This window comes from Streptomyces spiramyceticus, from assembly GCF_028807635.1.
In the GTDB taxonomy this organism is placed as follows: Bacteria; Actinomycetota; Actinomycetes; order Streptomycetales; family Streptomycetaceae; genus Streptomyces; species Streptomyces spiramyceticus.
In genome coordinates this window covers 4,663,546-4,681,726 of record NZ_JARBAX010000001.1, presented here as the reverse complement: position 1 = coordinate 4,681,726, position 18,181 = coordinate 4,663,546, and the positions used below count along the sequence as shown (strand labels likewise).

15 protein-coding genes and 1 pseudogene are annotated in these 18,181 nt (G+C 70.4%); 11 read left to right on the top strand and 5 right to left on the bottom strand.

All coding sequences use genetic code 11. The annotated features are described in order from the left end of the window. Position 1 precedes the first annotated feature (1 nt). The 3 genes from PXH83_RS21615 (at position 2) to PXH83_RS21605 (ending at position 2,027) form a co-directional block, all read left to right on the top strand. Complete coding sequence (locus tag PXH83_RS21615) at positions 2-652, top strand: AIM24 family protein (protein WP_274562105.1); 651 nt, start codon at positions 2-4, stop codon at positions 650-652. Next, positions 649-1,434: an AIM24 family protein gene (locus PXH83_RS21610; protein WP_274562102.1), complete on the top strand. Its 786-nt coding sequence runs from the start codon at positions 649-651 to the stop codon at positions 1,432-1,434. Before PXH83_RS21615 ends, PXH83_RS21610 begins: the two co-directional genes overlap by 4 nt. 116 nt (positions 1,435-1,550) lie before the next feature. Next, positions 1,551-2,027, top strand: a complete 477-nt coding sequence (locus PXH83_RS21605) for a MarR family winged helix-turn-helix transcriptional regulator (protein ID WP_214928095.1) — start codon at positions 1,551-1,553, stop codon at positions 2,025-2,027. 422 nt (positions 2,028-2,449) lie between these two features. Here the strand turns inward: PXH83_RS21605 and PXH83_RS21600 are convergent, their stop codons facing one another. Both PXH83_RS21600 and PXH83_RS21595 read right to left on the bottom strand, forming a co-directional pair. Then, complete coding sequence (locus tag PXH83_RS21600) at positions 2,450-3,883, bottom strand: sensor histidine kinase (protein WP_274562100.1); 1,434 nt, start codon at positions 3,881-3,883, stop codon at positions 2,450-2,452. Further along, positions 3,880-4,545, bottom strand: a complete 666-nt coding sequence (locus tag PXH83_RS21595; RefSeq protein WP_274562099.1) for a response regulator transcription factor — start codon at positions 4,543-4,545, stop codon at positions 3,880-3,882. Before PXH83_RS21595 ends, PXH83_RS21600 begins: the two co-directional genes overlap by 4 nt. Positions 4,546-4,669: 124 nt before the next feature. Here PXH83_RS21595 and PXH83_RS21590 point away from each other — a divergent pair, with 124 nt between their 5' ends. Further along, the gene (locus PXH83_RS21590) at positions 4,670-5,125 is read left to right on the top strand and encodes a PepSY domain-containing protein (RefSeq protein WP_274562097.1); all 456 of its coding nucleotides are present in this window, start codon (positions 4,670-4,672) and stop codon (positions 5,123-5,125) included. 407 nt (positions 5,126-5,532) lie between these two features. On the opposite strand, the gene meaB is transcribed toward PXH83_RS21590, so the two are convergent. Both meaB and PXH83_RS21580 read right to left on the bottom strand, forming a co-directional pair. Beyond that, positions 5,533-6,489, bottom strand: a complete 957-nt coding sequence (gene meaB, locus PXH83_RS21585; RefSeq protein WP_274562950.1) for a methylmalonyl Co-A mutase-associated GTPase MeaB — start codon at positions 6,487-6,489, stop codon at positions 5,533-5,535. A 54-nt stretch (positions 6,490-6,543) separates the two neighbouring features. Next, the gene (locus tag PXH83_RS21580; protein WP_274562095.1) at positions 6,544-7,746 is read right to left on the bottom strand and encodes an acetyl-CoA C-acetyltransferase; all 1,203 of its coding nucleotides are present in this window, start codon (positions 7,744-7,746) and stop codon (positions 6,544-6,546) included. A 145-nt stretch (positions 7,747-7,891) separates the two neighbouring features. Between PXH83_RS21580 and mce the strand changes: the two genes are divergently transcribed. From mce to PXH83_RS21545, 7 genes and pseudogenes are all read left to right on the top strand, one after another. Beyond that, on the top strand, positions 7,892-8,332 hold the full coding sequence (gene mce / locus PXH83_RS21575; protein WP_274562094.1) for a methylmalonyl-CoA epimerase: 441 nt from the start codon (positions 7,892-7,894) through the stop codon (positions 8,330-8,332). Between the two features lie 168 nt (positions 8,333-8,500). Next, positions 8,501-12,517 (top strand): polarized growth protein Scy, encoded by a 4,017-nt coding sequence (gene scy / locus PXH83_RS21570; RefSeq protein WP_274562093.1) that lies wholly within the window; start codon positions 8,501-8,503, stop codon positions 12,515-12,517. Between the two features lie 183 nt (positions 12,518-12,700). Continuing rightward, positions 12,701-13,639: a coiled-coil domain-containing protein gene (locus PXH83_RS21565; protein ID WP_214928102.1), complete on the top strand. Its 939-nt coding sequence runs from the start codon at positions 12,701-12,703 to the stop codon at positions 13,637-13,639. 174 nt (positions 13,640-13,813) lie between these two features. After that, positions 13,814-14,242, top strand: a pseudogene (locus PXH83_RS21560) (ABC transporter permease); the annotation flags it as partial. Positions 14,243-14,400: 158 nt separating this feature from the next. Further along, on the top strand, positions 14,401-15,633 hold the full coding sequence (locus tag PXH83_RS21555) for an ABC transporter ATP-binding protein (RefSeq protein ID WP_274562091.1): 1,233 nt from the start codon (positions 14,401-14,403) through the stop codon (positions 15,631-15,633). Next, positions 15,630-16,475, top strand: coding sequence for an ABC transporter permease subunit (locus tag PXH83_RS21550; protein WP_274562088.1), 846 nt, complete (start codon positions 15,630-15,632; stop codon positions 16,473-16,475). The genes PXH83_RS21555 and PXH83_RS21550 overlap by 4 nt, the downstream gene beginning before the upstream one ends. Positions 16,476-16,582: 107 nt before the next feature. Next, on the top strand, positions 16,583-17,704 hold the full coding sequence (locus PXH83_RS21545; protein ID WP_420803196.1) for an IS630 family transposase: 1,122 nt from the start codon (positions 16,583-16,585) through the stop codon (positions 17,702-17,704). Here the strand turns inward: PXH83_RS21545 and PXH83_RS21540 are convergent. Continuing rightward, entirely contained in the window at positions 17,701-18,033 is a 333-nt protein-coding gene (locus tag PXH83_RS21540; RefSeq protein ID WP_274562947.1) for an ATP/GTP-binding protein, read from the bottom strand. The two genes, PXH83_RS21545 and PXH83_RS21540, sit on opposite strands and share 4 nt — an antisense overlap. Positions 18,034-18,181: the final 148 nt, after the last annotated feature.

Here is an 18,181-nt window from a genome sequence, read left to right as displayed (position 1 = left end):
CATGCCGTTCACCGAAATCAATTCCCGCATGGTCGAGGCACAGATCGCGCCCGGCCAGAAATTGTTCAGTCAGCGCGGCGCGATGCTCGCGTACAAGGGCGAGGTCTCCTTCACGCCCAATATCCAGGGCGGCCAGGGCGGCGTCATGTCCATGATCGGCCGCCGGGTGGCCGACGAGGCGACCCCGCTCATGACGGTCGAGGGCTCGGGCACGGTGGTCTTCGGCCACGGCGGCCACCACATCCAGGTGATCAACCTGGCCGGCGACACCCTCTACGTCGAGGCGGACCGCCTCCTGGCCTTCGACGGCACTCTCACCCAGGGCACGATGTTCATGGGCTCGCAGGGCGGCGTCATGGGCATGGTGCGCGGCCAGGTCACGGGCCAGGGCCTGTTCACGACCACCCTCAAGGGCCACGGCGCGGTAGCGGTGATGGCGCACGGCGGCGTGATCGAGCTGCCCATCACCCCGCAGCGCCCGGTGCATGTCGACCCGCAGGCGTACGTCGCGCACCACGGCGACGTACGCAACAAGCTCTCCACCGCACTCGGCTGGCGCGACATGGTGGGCCGCGGCTCCGGCGAGGCGTTCCAGCTGGAGCTGTCCGGCAACGGCGCGGTGTACGTACAGGCCTCGGAGGAAAAGCTGTGACAGGTCCCGTCATCTTCGACCCGCACACCCTCCCCTCCGACGACAACGTCAACGCGTACACCTTCTGTGTGGAGCTCAACGGGAGCCAGTGGTTCCTCCAGAAGGGCAAGATGATCGCCTACTACGGGCAGATCGACTTCAACGGCATCGGCCACGGCCGCTTCGACCGCCTCCTGCGCACCAGCTTCCACTCGCCGCTGCACGCGAGCGACTGGGTGGTGGCGGAGGGCCAGGGCAAGATGCTGCTCGCGGACCGCGCGTTCGACGTCAACAGCTTCGACCTCGACAACGGCAACCTCACCATCCGCTCCGGCAACCTCCTGGCGTACGAGCCGACTCTCGCCCTGAAGCAGTCGATCGTCCCGGGCTTCCTGACCCTCATCGGCACAGGGAAGTTCGTGGCGGCCTCCAACGGGCCGGTGGTCTTCATGGAGCCCCCGATCCGCGTGGACCCGCAGGCCCTGGTCGGCTGGGCGGACTGCCCGTCGCCCTGCCACCACTACGACCACGGGTACATGACCGGCGTCATGGGCGGAATCCGGTCACTGACCGGCCTCGGCGGCACGTCGGGCGAGGAGCACCAGTTCGAGTTCGTGGGAGCGGGAACCGTCCTGCTCCAGTCCACCGAACTCCTGATGACAGAGCAGGCCACGGGCACGACCCCGCACGAGCCGGGCGTACCGGGCGGAGGCGGCGGACCGGGCTCCGGCCAGGGGCAACACGGGGCCGCACCGCGCCTTCCCGGTCAGCTGGGGGACCTCCAGCGCCGCTTCGGCCTGTGAGCGGTAGTCTGCGGAGTGTGACGTCGAACGCCTGCGCCCCTTCTGCGCGCCGGTCGTGCCGGGCGTCACACTCCGCAACTTCGTCCAGAATTCAACTTCTTAGGTAGAATCCATACATGGAGACCGAGACGGCCACCCCCTGGCTGACCGATGCAGAGCAGTGCGCTTGGCGCACCTACCTGGATGCCAATCGGCTGCTGACCTACCAACTCGAAAAGGACCTTCAGCCGTACGGGCTGACGATGAACGACTACGAGATCCTGGTCAACCTCTCCGAGTCCGAGGAGCGCCGGCTGCGGATGAGCGACCTCGCGGCCGCCACGCTTCAGTCCAAGAGCCGCCTCTCCCACCAGATCACGCGCATGGAGAACGCGGGGCTGGTCCGCAGAGAGAACTGCGAGTCCGACAGGCGTGGCCTGTACGCCGTCCTCACCGACGAGGGCAGCGAGACGATGCAGAAGGTCGCGCCGCACCACGTGGAGTCGGTACGCAAGCACTTCATCGGCATGCTGGCCCCCGAGGCACTGGCCGACATGAAGGCATCGCTGACCCCGGTGGTAGACCAACTACGCGGCCGCCGCGGCAGGTCCTGACCCTCCCCACCGCGCGCCGGCACCGCTAGACCCCGGGGAGCCGCCACTCCCCACCACCCCGAACCAGCGAGCCCCCGGCAGCCCCCTCCCCCCAACGCACCCCTGACACGACCCGGCCGGGGGCCTCCGGGCTACGGCACGCTGCACGACGCTGCGCCGGGAGAGCCGACCCCGCGACCGCGGCACGCTGCGCCGAACTCCGCCCGCGCCGGGGCCTGGCACTCCACAGCCCCGCGCCGCAGGCGGGCAAGAGGCACCCAAGCCACCGCGCGCTGAGCCGAACTCCGCCCGCGCCGGGGCCTGGCACCACAGCCCGGCAGCCGCCGACGGCGTCGAGCTGCCCAGCGGAGGCGCTCACCTCCCAGCCCCGCTGAACGAGCGGGCGGGTGGGACGCGCACTGCCCGCCGCAGGCGGGCGCAACTCACCCTCCCGCCACCGGCAGTCGCAGCGCGAACACCGCACCCCCACCAGCCCCGCGCACCGCCTCCGCCACCGTCAGTGACCCCCCGTGCCGCTCCGCCACATCGCGCGCGATGGCCAGGCCCAGCCCCGCGCCGCCGTCGTCGCGACTCCGCGCATCGTCGAGCCGTACGAACCGCTCAAAGATCCGCTCCCGCTCGTCCACCGGCACCCCGCCCCCGTCATCAGCGACCTCCACCACCACAGCCGCACCGTCACGCCGCACAGTCACCTCCACCGAACTCCGCGCGTGACGCTGCGCGTTGTCCAGCAGATTTCCCAGCACACGCGCCAACTGCCCGCGCGATCCCTCCACTTCGGCCGCACCCGCCCGTACGTTCACCACCACCGGCAGCCGGTCCGAACGCTGGGAGATCTCCTCCCGTACGAGCGCCCCCACATCGACCCGCCCCTGCCCCGGCCGCTCCCCCGCGTCCAGCCGGGCGAGCAGCAGCAGGTCGGCGGCGAGACCCTGAAGCCGTACGGTGTCACGCACCGCACCCTCCACATCCAGCAACTCCGGGTGTGCGGAGCCCACTTCCAGCTGCGTGCGCAGCGATGCGATCGGGCTGCGCAGCTCGTGCGACGCGTCGGCGACGAACCGCCGCTGGCGTTCCACCGACGCCTCCAGCGCCGCGAGCGTCTCGTTGGTGGTCACCGCGAGCCGCGCCACCTCATCGTGCGCGTCCGGCTCCGGAACCCTCCGCGACAGGTCCTCCGAGGCCGTGATCGCGGCCATCTCCCGCCGGATGCCCTCCACCGGCCGCAGCGCCCGCCGCGTCACCAGCCACGTCACCCCGCCCACGACCACGAGCAGCAGCGGCAGCCCGATCAGCATGGCCTCGCGCACCGTACCGACCGCGTCCTGCTCGGTGGCCAGGGGCGCACCCGCGTACACCGTGACGGTCTGCCCCTGGGGTGCGGTCGCCTCGACGGCGACGAAGCGGTAGTCGGCCCGCTCGCCGTCCACCGTGGCACTGCCGGACGACATCCGAGGCTCGTCCCCCGACACTTCGCCGCGCCCCGGGTCGTCGTCATCATCGTCATCGTCACCATCCACCGGCTCCCCGGAACCGCTGCCGGCCCGCACCGCCGGACTCCCCGCCCCCTCGATCGCCTCCAGGTCCTCGCTGACGGCGACCACGCGCCCGCCCTCGTCGACGACCTGCACGGGCCGGTCGTCGGGCAGATCCAGCCCGCCGTACGAACGCCCCAGAGCCACCTGCGAAGCCACATCCCGCGCGTCGACCTCGGCCTGAAGATCCGCCTGGTCGGTCAGATTGGCCCGCAGAACCAACAGCACAGCCAGCCCCGCAGCGACCAGCGCCACCGCGACGACCACGGTCGCACCGAGCGCGGCCCTCGCCCGTACGGATCCGAAGAGCCGGCGCATCATCCCGCCACCAGCCGGTACCCGGCGCCGCGCACCGTCTGAATACGCCCGGCGCCGAGCTTGCGCCGCAGCGCGCTCACGTACACCTCGACGATGTTCGGATCGCCCTCGTACGCGAAGTCCCAGACGTGCTCCAGGATCTCCGCCTTGCTGACCACCTCGCCCGCCCGCACCGCCAACTGCTCAAGTACGGCGAACTCCTTGACGGTCAGCACGACTTCGTCCTCGCCCCGGTACACACGCCGAGTGGCGGTATCCATCCGCAAATCCCCGACAACGACCACCGGCGAGGCGCCGGCACCACCACCCCGCCGCCGCAGCAACGCCTTGACCCGAGCAACCAGCACCACATACGAAAACGGCTTGGTCAAATAATCATCAGCACCGGTATCCAGCCCCTCGGCCTCGTCGTACTCCCCGTCCTTGGCCGTCAGCATCAGGATCGGCACGTCGTTCCCGGCGGCCCGCAGAGCACCACACACCCGATAGCCATTCATTCCGGGCAGCATGATGTCGAGCAGAACGAGGTCGTACGAGCCCTCCCCCGCCCGGTGCAGCCCTTCGAGCCCGTCGTGCACCACGTCCACGGCGAAGCCCTCGGCGGTGAGCCCCTTGGCCAGGGACACCGCGAGCCGCCTCTCGTCCTCCACGATCAACAAGCGCATGCGCCCAGCTTCGCAAACCGAACCTGAAGATTCCTTCAGGCGACTTCAGGCTGCCTTCAGCATCGCTCGGCCATGTTGGTTCCACAGCAACGAACACAACCAACGTCTGCTCGGGAGAACACTCATGAAGCGCAAGCTCGCCATCGCCACGGCCGCAGCGGCCCTGCTCATCGTCGGCGGAACCACGACGGCCTTCGCCACAGCGGACGACGAAGCCACGCAGCCGACAAGCACCAGGACGACGAGCGTCGCGGCAGCAGCATTCGACGACGATCAGGACGACGACGACCGAGCCCCCAAGGGCACACCGGTGACGGCCGACGAGGCCATGGAGACGGCCCTGAAGTCGACCCCCGGCAAGGTGACGTCGATAGACCTGGACGACGACGACAGCAACGGCCGTCTGCTCTGGGAGATCGAAATCGACGGCAAGGACGGCAAGGAGCACGAGCTGGACGTAGACGCGACCACAGCGAAGGTACTCAAGTCCCACGTGGACGACGTTGACGACGTTGACGACGCGGACGACGCGGACGACGCGGACGACGCGGACGACGCGGACGACGGCGACAACGACTGACCCGAAGGAAGGGCAGCACCACCCACCGGCGCGAGGGGGCGGGTCGCGCAGGGGGCGCTGTTCGGGACGTGCTGTGCCTGCCCGGGGGACAACCCCCGGGACCCCCGGCCGAAACCCCGCCAGGCAAGCGGCGTCGGCACCACCCACCGGCGCGAGGGGGCGGGTCACGCAGGGGGCGCTGTTCGGGACGTAAAGCGTGATTTGTGCGCGAATTACTGGCCTCGCACACGCAGCCCCCGCACCGCAGCTAAATCATGCAGTCCCGAATGGCGCCCCCGGAGCGGCCCGAGCCCGCCCGGGGCCCACGCGGCGCAAGCCAACCCCCGCACGGGGCCCACCCGGCGCAAGCCAAACCCCGCACGGGGCCCACGGCGGCCACAGCCAAGAACCGCGCCACCCAACCCGCACTACCCCTCCGTCAACCCCGCCACCAGCTCATCCGCCGCCGCATAAGGATCCAGCTCGCCCGCCACAATCCGATCCGCGAGCGACCCGAGCCGCCGGTCCCCCCGCAGGTCGCCGATGCGTTCCCGCAGCGCGGTGACCGCGATCGTCTCCACCTCGTGGGCCGCCCGCTTCGCCCGCCGCTCGCCGAGAACCCCCCGCTCCTCCATCCAAGCCCGGTGCTTCTCCAGCGCCTCGACGACCTCGTCGATGCCCTCGCCCCGCGCCGCCACCGTCTTCACGATCGGCGGCCGCCAGTCGTGCGCCCCCCGGGACTCCCCGAGCCCCAGCATGTGGTTGAGCTCGCGGGCGGTCGCGTCCGCCCCGTCCCGGTCGGCCTTGTTCACGACGTACACGTCACCGATCTCCAGGATCCCCGCCTTCGCGGCCTGGATCCCGTCCCCCATCCCAGGGGCAAGGAGCACCACCGACGTATCGGCCTGGGAGGCGATCTCCACCTCCGACTGCCCGACGCCCACCGTCTCCACGAGCACCACATCGCACCCGGCCGCATCCAGCACCCGGATAGCCTGCGGCGCGGCCCACGCGAGCCCGCCGAGATGCCCGCGCGTGGCCATCGACCGGATGTAAACCCCAGGGTCCGACGCGTGCTCCGACATCCGCACCCGGTCACCCAGCAGCGCGCCCCCGCTGAACGGCGACGACGGGTCGACGGCCAGCACCCCGACCCGCTTCCCGGCCCGCCGGTACGCCGAAACGAGCGCCGACGTAGATGTCGACTTGCCGACACCGGGCGAGCCGGTAAGACCCACGACATACGCATTGCCGGCGAGCGGAGCCAGCGCCGCCATCACTTCGCGCAGCTGCGGGGACGCCCCCTCGACCAGCGAGATCAGCCGGGCAACGGCACGCGGCCGGCCCTCTCGCGCCTGAGCCACCAGCTCGGGGACGTCCTGCATCACAGCTCCGCTCCTTGAATCGGCGTACCTACCGCGTACCTGAATACGGACGGTTCAGTTGCCCCGCACCTTGATGATCAGCGCATCGCCCTGACCGCCGCCGCCGCACAGCGCCGCCGCACCGACGCCGCCGCCACGGCGCTTCAGCTCCAGCGCCAGGTGCAGGACGACCCGCGCACCGGACATGCCGATCGGGTGCCCGAGGGCGATCGCGCCACCGTTGACGTTCACCTTTTCCGGCGAAACTCCGAGGTCCTTCATTGACTGGACGGCGACCGCGGCGAACGCCTCGTTGATCTCGATCAGGTCGAGATCCTCGACGCCGATCCCCTCCTTGCCCAGCGCGTGCGCAATCGCGTTCGAGGGCTGCGACTGAAGCGAGTTGTCGGGACCGGCCACGTTCCCGTGAGCCCCGATCTCGGCGATCCACTCAAGCCCAAGAGCCTCGGCCTTGGCCTTGCTCATGACCACCACAGCCGCCGCACCGTCCGAGATCTGCGAGGCCGTACCGGCCGTGATCGTCCCGTCCTTGGCGAAGGCGGGCCGCAGCTTGCCCAGCGACTCGGCGGTCGTGTCGGGCCGGATGCCCTCGTCCTTCGAGCAGAGAACCGGGTCGCCCTTGCGCTGCGGGATCTCGACGGGCGTGATCTCGGCCTCGAAGAGGCCGTTCTTCTGGGCGGCGGCGGCCCGCTGGTGCGAGAGCGCCGCGAACTCGTCCTGCGGCGCCCGCGCGATGCCGAGCCGGGTGTTGTGCTTCTCGGTGGACTCGCCCATGGCGATGCCCTCGAAGGGGTCGGTCAGACCGTCGTGCGCCATGGAGTCGAGCATCTCGATCGCGCCGTACTTGAAGCCGTCACGGGACTTCGGCAGCACGTGAGGGGCGTTCGTCATGGACTCCTGGCCGCCGGCCACGACGATGTCGAACTCGCCGGCGCGGATCAGCTGGTCCGCCAGAGCGATCGCGTCGAGCCCGGAGAGGCAGACCTTGTTGACGGTCAGCGCGGGCACGTTCATCGGGATGCCGGCCTTGACGGCGGCCTGGCGTGCCGGGATCTGGCCCGCTCCGGCCTGGAGGACCTGCCCCATGATCACGTACTCGACCTGGTCGCCGCCGATTCCGGCCCGGTCCAGCGCCGCCTTGATCGCGAATCCGCCGAGATCCGCACCGGAGAAGGACTTGAGGGAGCCGAGCAGACGCCCCATGGGCGTACGGGCGCCGGCGACGATGACGGAGGTGGTGCGGTTCGTTCCAGACATGAGGCACGGCCCCTTGAGGTGTAGTGACGCGGTAGTGAACGAGGGTTTACCTCAATGTACTGAGCGGTACGGGCCGGGTCACCGGGCAGCGAGTGTGATCGCGCGCACGTTGCGTAACCACCGTCAATAGCGCTGCACTGGACCCATGCTGACGCGAATCGACCACATCGGAATTGCTTGTTTCGACCTCGACAAGACGGTCGAGTTCTATCGCTCGACCTACGGTTTCCAAGTGTTCCACTCCGAGGTCAACGAGGAGCAGGGCGTCCGCGAAGCCATGCTCAAGATCAATGAGACGTCCGACGGCGGCGCCTCGTACCTCCAGCTCCTGGAACCCACCCGGGAGGACTCCGCGGTGGGAAAGTGGCTGGCCAAGAACGGTGAGGGGGTCCACCACATCGCCTTCGGGACCGCCGACGTGGACGGCGACGCGGAGGCCATCCGTAACAAGGGTGTACGGGTTCTCTACGACGAGCCGCGCATCGGATCGATGGGATCCCGTATCACATTCCTGCACCCCAAGGACTGTCACGGGGTACTGACAGAACTGGTCACTTCAGCCCCCGCCGACGCCACGGAGCACTGACCTCCGGATTGGACGGCCGGTAGAGTGGGCCGTTCCGGTCCCGGGCCGGTCCGGGGCCTGTGACCCATGCCTCTCTGTTGATCTGACACCATTCCCCCGGGGGCCGCTCGATGTCAGGGTGGTGCTTGTTCGGAAGAGTTGCGACCAGGGGACGGATGGGACCGCGCAGTGCGGGGCTACGAACGCCAGGAGAGCCCACCGCGGGCTGAAGCCGACCATCTCTCGCGGTTCGAAGCCGAGATGGAACGGCTGAAGACCGAGCGGGAGAAGGCGGTTCAGCACGCCGAGGACCTCGGCTACCAGGTCGAGGTGTTGCGCGCCAAGCTCCACGAGGCGCGTCGCAACCTCGCGTCCCGACCTGCCTACGATGCGGCGGACATCGGCTACCAGGCCGAACAGCTGCTCCGTAACGCCCAGATCCAGGCCGACCAGCTGCGCACGGACGCCGAACGCGAACTGCGCGACGCCCGTGCGCAGACTCAGCGGATCCTCCAGGAGCACGCCGAGCACCAGGCAAGGCTCCAGGCGGAGTTGCACTCCGAGGCCGTCACCCGCCGCCAGCGCCTCGATCAGGAGCTGGCGGAGCGCAGGCAGACCGTCGAGGCGCACGTCAACGAGAACGTGGCGTGGGCGGAGCAGCTTCGCGCCCGTACCGAGTCACAGGCACGCCGGCTCCTGGAGGAGTCCCGCGCCGAGGCCGAGCAGGCTCTGTCCGCCGCCCGCGCGGAGGCCGAGCGGGTCGCCCGTGAGGCCCGCCAGCGGCTCGGCGCGGAGGCCGAGAACGCCCGCAGCGAGGCCGAAGCGATTCTGCTGCGCGCCCGCAAGGACGCCGAGCGCCTGCTGAACGCCGCGTCCAACCAGGCGCAGGAGGCGACCACCCACGCCGAGCAGCTGCGTTCGACGACCACCGCCGAGTCCGACCAGGCACGGCAGCAGGCAGCAGAGCTCAGCCGCACCGCCGAGCAGCGGATGCAGGAGGCCGAGACGGCGCTGCGCGAGGCGCGCGCCGAGGCGGAGAAAGTCCTGACCGAGGCCAAGGACTCGGCCGCCAAGCAGCTGACGACCGCCGAGTCGGTCAATGAGCAGCGCACCCGTACGGCCAAGTCCGAGATCGCGCGGCTCGTCGCGGAGGCCACGAAGGACGCCGAGACGGTCAAGGCGGAGGCCGAGCAGGCCCGCGCCGATGCCGAGGCCGAGGCCGAGCGGCTGCTGGCCGAGGCTGCCGAGAAGGCCCGTACGGTCGCCGCCGAGGAGTCGGCGGCCCAGCTTGCCAAGGCCGCCCGTACCGCCGAAGAGGTTCTGACGAAGGCGTCCGCCGACGCCAAGGAGACCACCGGCAAAGCGTCCGAGGAGGCCGAACGGATCCGGCGCGAGGCCGAGGCGGAGATCGAGCGGCTGCGCAGCGAGGCGGCGGCGCAGGCCGACCAGCTCAAGGGCGCCGCGAAGGACGACACCAAGGAGTACCGGGCCAAGACGGTCGAGCTGCAGGAGGAGGCGCGCAGGCTGCGCGGCGAGGCCGAGCAGCTGCGGGCCGAGGCGGTCGCCGAGGGCGAGCGGATCCGCGGCGAGGCCCGCCGTGAGGCCGTCCAGCAGATCGAGGAGGCGGCCAGGACCGCCGAGGAGCTGCTGACCAAGGCCAGGGCCGACGCCGATGAGCTGCGCACCTCCGCCTCCGCCGAGAGCGAGCGGGTCCGCGCCGAGGCCATCGAGCGCGCCACGACGCTGCGCAAGCAGGCCGAGGAGACCCTGGAGCGCACCCGCACCGAGGCCGACCACCTGCGCACGGAGGCCGACGAGCAGGCACAGCGCACCATGGCCGACGCCGAGGAGGCCGCCCGCGCGCTGCGCGAAGAGGCCGAGCGCGCCATCGCCGCCCGACAGGCGGAGGCCGCCGAGGAACTGACCCGGCTGCACACCGAGGCCGAGCAGCGCGTCGCCGCCGCGGAGGAGGCGCTGCGCGACGCACGGGCGGAGGCAGAGCGGCTGCGCCGGGAGGCTGGCGAGGAGATCGAGCGGCTCAGGACCGAGGCGGCGGAGCGGGTACGTACGCTCCAGGCGCAGGCCGAGACCGAGGCAGAGCGGCTCCGTGACGAGGCCGCAGCCGATGCGTCGCAGTCGCGTGCCGAGGGCGAGGCCGTCGCCGTACGGCTGCGCAGTGAGGCCGCGAACGAGGCTGAGCGGCTCAAGGCGGAGGCGCAGGAGAGCGCGGACCGGATGCGCGCGGAGGCCGCGGCCGCCGCCGAGCGCGTCGGGGCCGAGGCCGCCGAGGCGCTGGCCGCGGCGCAGGAGGAGGCCGCGCGGCGCCGCCGGACGGCGGAGGAGACGCTGGCCGCCGCGCGCGACGAGGCGGAGCAGGAGCGTGCGCAGGCCCGCGAGCAGAGCGAGGAGCTGCTGGCTTCCGCCCGCAAGCGGGTCGACGACGCGCAGACCGAGGCGCAGCGCCTGGTCCAGGAGGCGGACTACCGGGCGACCGAGCTGGTGGCCGCCGCCGAGCAGACGGCGCAGCAGGTACGGGACGCGGTGGCCGGGCTGCACGAGCAGGCCGAGCAGGACGTGGCCGGGCTGCGTTCCGCCGCCGAGCACGCCGCAGAGCGTACGAAGACCGAGGCGCAGGAGGAGGCGGACCGGGTCCGCGCCGACGCGTACGAGGAGCGGGAGCGGGCCACCGAGGACGCCACCCGGGTACGCCGCCAGGCGCAGGAGGAGACCGACGCGGCGAAGGCGCTCGCGGAGCGCACGGTCGGCGAGGCCATCGAGGAGGCGGACCGGCTGCGTTCCGACTCCTCCGAGCAGGCTCAGCGGATGCGTACGGAGGCGTCCGACGCGCTGGCTTCGGCCGAGCAGGACGCGGCCCGTTCGCGCGCCGAGGCCCGCGAGGACGCCAACCGCATCCGTAACGACGCCGCGGCGCAGGCGGACCGGCTGATCGGCGAGGCCACGAGCGAGGCCGAGCGGATGGCGGCCGAGGCCGTGCAGGCGCTGACGGCTGCGGGCCAGGATGCGACCCGGATCCGTTCCGAGGCCGAGCAGATCAAGGCGGACGGCGAGGCCGGCGCCGAGCGGCTGCGCACCGAGGCACGCGAAGAGGCCGGGCGGGTCCTCGACGAGGCGCGCAAGGCCGCCGACAAGCGCCGCGGGGACGCCGCGTCGCAGGCGGACAAGCTCGTCTCCGAGGCGAGCGCCGAGGCGGACAAGCTCATTTCGGATGCGAGCGGCGAGGCCGAGCGGCTGCGGGCGGAGGCCGCCGAGACGGTGGGCTCCGCCCAGCAGGCGGCGGAGCGCATCAGGTCCGAGGCCGAGAAGGTCAGGGCGGACGCCGAGGAAGCGGCAGAGCGGATGCGCAGCGATGCGCGGACCGAGGCCGACCGGCTGCTCGACGAGGCGCGCGAGGCGGCGTCCAAGCGCCGTGCGGACGCGGCGGAGCAGGCGGACCAGCTGATGGCGAAGGCCCAGGAGGAGGCCCTGCTCGCGGCGACCCGGGCGGAGGAGCAGGCCGACACGATGGTCGGCGCGGCGCGCAAGGAGGCCGAGCGGCTGGTCGCGGAGTCGACGATCGAGGGCAATTCCCTGGTGGAGAAGGCCCGTACGGACGCCGACGAGCTGCTCGTCGGGGCCCGCAGGGACGCCACCGCCATAAGGGAGCGGGCGGAGGAGCTGCGCGCTCGCGTGGAGAGCGAGATCGAGGAGCTGCACGAGCGGGCCCGGCGGGAGACGTCCGAACAGATGCGGACGGCCGGCGAGCGTGTCGACAAGCTGGTGAAGGCGGCGACGGAGCAGCAGGCTGAGGCAGAGGCGAAGGCCAAGGCGATGGTCTCCGACGCGAGTTCCGAGGCCGGCAAGGTCCGGCTCGCCGCGGTGAAGAAGGCCGAGGGGCTGCTCAAGGAGGCCGAGCGGAAGAAGGCCGAGCTGGTACGGGACGCCGAGCGGGTGCATGCCGAGGCGGAGGCCGAGGCGAAGCGTCTGGTCGACGAGGGGCAGCGCGAGCTCGATGTGCTGGTACGCCGCCGTGAGGACATTCAGGCCGAAATCTCCCGTGTCCAGGACGTACTTGAGGCGTTGGAGTCTTTTGAGGCACCTGCCGGGGGCGGCAAAACGGCACCGAACAGCGGCTCTGCCGCGGGTGCGGTCAAAGCGGGCGCGGCGGCGGGCGGGAATCGTTCGGGTGGCAAGTCCTCCGAGGGGTAGCCAAGACCCCCAGTCAAGTGCTTCACGCGGGTGTTCACCCCTGCGGGTGGCAAGCGGTCCGGCAGTTAGCCACTCAAAAGGGGTGTCATTCTCCAGATCAAACCGGCATTGGCTCGATGACACGCCGCTCGGGCCCCTAGGATTCCCCCTATCACCTCACCGGTCTCATTCGACAGGAACCTCATGAGCGACACTTCCTCCCCATTCGGCTTCGAGCTCGTGCGGCGTGGTTACGACCGCGGTCAGGTGGACGACCGCATTACCAAACTCGTCGCCGACCGTGACAGCGCTCTGGCCCGAATCACTGCTCTGGAAAAGCGCATCGAGGAGCTTCACCTCGAGACGCAGAACGCCCAGGCCCAGGTGAGCGACGCGGAGCCGTCGTACGCCGGTCTCGGTGCGCGCGTCGAGAAGATCCTCCGTCTTGCCGAGGAGGAGGCGAAGGACCTGCGCGAGGAGGCCCGTCGCGCCGCCGAACAGCACCGCGAGCTCGCCGAGTCCGCCGCCCAGCAGGTGCGCAACGATGCCGAATCGTTCGCCTCGGAGCGCAAGGCGAAGGCCGAGGACGAGGGCGTACGGATCGTCGAGAAGGCCAAGGGTGACGCCTCGACGCTCCGCACCGAGGCTCAGAAGGACGCGCAGCAGAAGCGCGAGGAGGCGGACGCGCTCTTCGAGGAGACCCGCGCCAAGGCCGCCCAGGCCGCCGCGGACTTCGAGACGAACCTGGCCAAGCGCCGCGAGCAGTCCGAGCGCGACCTGGCTTCGCGTCAGGCCAAGGCCGAGAAGCGTCTGGCCGAGATCGAGCACCGCGCCGAGCAGCTCCGCCTGGAGGCCGAGAAGCTTCGTACGGACGCGGAGCGCCGCGCCCGTCAGACGGTGGAGACCGCGCAGCGCCAGGCCGAGGACATCGTGGCCGACGCCAACGCCAAGGCCGACCGGATCCGCAGCGAATCGGAGCGCGAGCTGGCGGCGCTCACCAACCGCCGCGACTCGATCAACGCGCAGCTGACCAACGTCCGCGAGATGCTGGCCACGCTGACCGGTGCGGCTGTTGCCGCCGCCGGTGCCCCCGCCGACGACGAGCCGATCACCCGCGGCGTCCCGGCGCAGCAGACCCGCTGACCGCCGGCACGCGTACGACGCAATCAGGCCCAATAGGCCCCCTGCCATTCCGGTGGCGGGGGGCTTTCTGCGCCCTTGGCGCGGCCGCACGATCGAGCCGACGGGGCTGACGGGGGCTGACGGGGCGTTACGGCGACAAACTGACCGTCGGGCGCGCTCCTGGACGCGAAGGCCATTCACGGCGGCCACAGCGCGTACAACTCGGAATGGACCAAGATCAAATCGGTCCAGTCCACGGTACGGACACTCAGCCTCTCCGCAATCGCCACAATCGCCCTCGGTGTACTGATCAGTATTCTTTCCAGGAACGAATTCAAGGACATGAGCGCGGAGGGCAAGCTCACCTTCGATCCGACGTTCGTGAGTTTCGCGGGAACGAGTCTTGGGCAGCCTGCAATGATCGTTTTCGGTGTGCTGGTGGTGTCCAACGAATACAGCACCGGAATGATCAGGACGTCCCTCGCCGCCGTCCCGCAGCGCGGCACCTTCCTCTTCAGCACCCCGGGCGTGCTGCGCGCGGTGATCGGCGGCGGCCTGTACATGACCCTCATCGCACTCTTCTCGATGGGCGTGGCCGCCATGCTGCGCAGCCCGAGGCTCGCGCGGGACGCGTAATCCGGCTCTCCGGTCACGGTTCGGTGCCGTGTCCGGCTTGGCCGGAACCGTCAGCGCGCGGTTATCCTCCTAACTCTTACGGGGGCGCGTTCGGCCATCTGGTCACAGCCCCGACCGACCACCCGACCTGTCGATGGGGCTGCAGAATGATCGAGGCAGTCGGCCTGACGAAGCGCTACGGCGCCAAGACGGCCGTGTACAACCTTTCCTTCCAGGTGCGCCCGGGCACAGTGACTGGCTTCCTGGGCCCCAACGGCTCCGGCAAATCCACCACCATGCGCATGATCCTCGGGCTCGACGAGCCCACCGAGGGTCATGTCACCGTCGGCGGTCACCCCTTCCGCAAGCTCCCCAACGCTCCCCGCCAGGTGGGTGCCCTCCTCGACGCCAAGGCCGTGCACGGCGGGCGCAGCGCGCGCAGTCATCTGCTCTCGCTGGCGCAGCTCTCCGGCATCCCGGCCCAGCGGGTCGACGAGGTGCTCGGGGTGGTCGGCCTCCAGGACGTCGCCAAGCGGCGCTCCAAGGGCTTCTCGCTGGGCATGGGGCAGCGCCTGGGCATCGCCGCCGCACTGCTCGGCGACCCGCAGGTGCTGCTCTTCGACGAGCCGGTCAACGGTCTCGACCCCGAGGGCATCCTCTGGGTCCGCAACCTGATGAAGACGCTGGCGTCCGAGGGTCGTACGGTCTTCGTGTCCAGCCACCTCATGAGCGAAATGGCGGTCACGGCCGACCACTTGATAGTGATCGGACGCGGGCAGCTGCTCGCCGACATGAGCGTCAAGGACTTCATCTCCGCCAACTCCGCGGACTTCGCCCGGGTGCGGACGCCGCAGACCGAGCCGCAGCAGCGCGAGAAGCTGTCCGCCGTACTCTCCGAGGCGGGCGGGCACGTCATGAACGAGCAGGACGGAGCCCTGCGCGTCACCGGGCTGCCGCTGCCGCGCATCAGCGACCTCGCGCACGGCGCCGACGTACGGCTGTGGGAGCTCTCGCCGCACCAGGCCTCGCTGGAAGAGGCGTACATGCGGATGACGCAGGGCGCGGTGGACTACCGCTCGACGGCCGACCAGCTGGCCGGCTTCCAGCAGCCGCAGCAGCCCGCCGGGTACGCCCAGCCCGCACAGGCGCCGCAGGAGGGCTGGTACGCCCCGCCGCCGCCCCAGGCCGGCGGACAGCCCTTCGGTGGTGCCCCCGCGCCGGGCCAGGCGCCCGCGCCGGTCCACAACCCGTACGCGGCGGCTCCCGCCGCGCCGTACGCCGCACAGCCCGCCTTCGCGCCGCCCCAGCCCACCGCACAGCCCGCCGCACCGGCAGCGCCGCCCGCGGGTACGCCCGGCGCAGACCTGACCAAGAGCGACAGCCCCGAGGACGCCCGATGACGACCCCGTACCAGCAGCAGGCCCCGCAGCAGTACCAGCAGCAGGGCGTCGCTTCGTACATCTCGCCGATCCCGGTGCGCAAGGCGAGCCTGGGTGACGCGCTCGCCTCCGAGTGGACCAAGATCCGTTCCGTGCGCTCCACGGTCTGGACGCTCGGCGTGATGATCGTGCTCGTCCTCGGCATCGGCGTGCTCTCGACGGTGGCCGTCGGCTCCTCGGGCGCCGACCTCGGCGAGACCCCGGTCCTCAGCCTCGGCTTCTTCGGCGTACTGCTCGGCAGCATCCCGGTGATCACGCTCGGCGTGATGACCGTCGCCTCCGAGTACACGACGGGCATGATCCGTACGACCCTGACGGCGTGCCCCAGCCGCTCCCGTGTGCTGGCCGCAAAGGCGATCGTCTTCTTCCTGCTGTCCTTCGTCATCACGCTGGTGACGACGGCGATCGTCGGAGCGCTCCAGACCGGTGCACTGGACGGCGTCGCGCCGACCGGTGAGGACTGGCTGCGCGCGACGGTCGGCGTCAGCCTCTACATCGCGACGCTGGGCCTGCTGTCGCTCGCCGTCGGCTCGCTCATCCGCCACTCGGCTGGCGCGATCACCATCATGATCGGTGTCGTACTGCTGCCGCTGGTGCTGGCGATGTTCATGTTCTCCGAGACGCTGGCCGACCTTCAGCAGGCGCTCTTCGAGTACTCGATCCCCAACCAGCTCGGTGTCTTCTACGACGCCTCGGTCACCCAGTCGGGGCCGTCCGGCTGGGACCCGCTGTGGATCCTGCTTGGCGTGACGGCGGCGGCGCTCGGCGGCGCCTTCCTCGCCCTGGAAAAGCGCGACGTGTAACTGCGCCTACTGCCCTAGGGGGTGTCCGGTCGGTCTCCGCGGCGTCCACGGAGACCGACCGGACACCCCCTAGTGTCCTGCGCCAATAGTTGATCGTTAGTTGTTGTGTGACTTCTGCTGCTGGTGCGTCAGTTCCTCGTCGGGGCCCGAAGCTGGAACCGCTGCTGCTCTGTGATGAGGAGCGGGCGGTGTTGGAGCGGTGGACGCGTCGGGCGACGTCGGCCCAGGCGCTGGCCCTGCGCGCACGGATTGTGCTGGCGTGCGCGGGGCCGGAGGTGCCGCCGATCGTGGCGGTCGCCCGGGATCTGCGGGTGACCGCGGACACGGTCCGCAAGTGGCGGCGGCGGTTCCTCGCCGAGCGGCTGGACGGGCTGGTGGACGAGCCCCGCCCCGGCCGGCCGCCCAGCATCAGCATCGACCAGGCGGAGTCGGTCGTGGTCACGACGCTGGAGGACCTCCCGAAGAACGCCACCCACTGGTCGCGTAAGTCGATGGCGGACCGCAGCGGTCTGTCGAAGTCCACCGTCGGCCGGATCTGGCGGAAGTTCCAGCTCAAGCCGCACCTGGCGGACACGTTCAAGCTGTCGACGGACCCGTTGTTCGTGGAGAAGGTCTACGACGTCGTCGGCCTGTACTTCAACCCGCCCGAGGGCGCGGTGGTGCTCTCGGTGGACGAGAAGTCCCAAATTCAGGCGCTGGACCGGTCCCAGCCGGTCCTGCCGATAATGCCCGGGATGCCCGAACGGCGCACCCACGACTACGTCCGCAACGGCCTGACCACCTTGTTCGCCGCTTTCGATGTCGCCACCGGTGAGGTCATCAGCGCCCTGCACCGCCGGCACCGGGCGGCCGAGTTCAAGAAGTTCCTGGTCAGGATCGACAAGGAGGTCCCCGCACATCTCCAGGTCCACCTGATCTGTGACAACTACGGCACCCACAAGACCCCGGCGATCAGAACGTGGCTGGCCAAACACCCCCGTTTCCAGCTGCATTTCACCCCGACCGGCTCCTCGTGGATCAACCAGGTCGAGCGGTGGTTCGGCTTCCTGGCCGACCAGATGATCCGTCGCGGCGCACACAAGAACGTCCAAGCCCTCGAAGCCGACATCCGCAAGTGGGTCAAGAACTGGAACGAAGACCCCAAGCCGTTCATCTGGACCAAGACAGCCGAGGAGATCCTCGCCTCGCTCGCCCGTTTCTGCCGACGAATCTCCGGCGCAGGACACTAGTGGCGCGGGGCGTTACGGGACCGCTGCACCCTGGAGGTGCGGCGGTCCTTCGCGTTCCAGCAGGCCTTGTGCCAGTGCCGCCGGTCGTCCACGCCGCCGTACTCGGACCAGGCGACCAAGTGCGGTACTCCGGAAGGGATCTCCTGGTCGCAGCCGGGGCAGCGGTAGCGCTTGCCCGCCGCGCTCGCGCCGGCCACGTGGCGCACGGACCACTGCTCGCCCTGCCACGACTCGCTGCTCTGCAGCCCGAATCTGTCACCTGCCGCTGCTCCGCTGTCGAGCTCGTTCGGCTTCTCGCCACCCTTGGGGCGGTTGCGGCGCGGGGACACGTAGAACCTCACGGGTCAGATCGGACTGGTTTCCCCCAGCCTAGGGCCATCCGACAGGGGTACGCGTACCGCACGGCAGGAGAGCCGGACGTACACCGGAGCCGGTTTACCGGAAAATCGCAACAACTTCCGTCGCACCCGTGCCTTT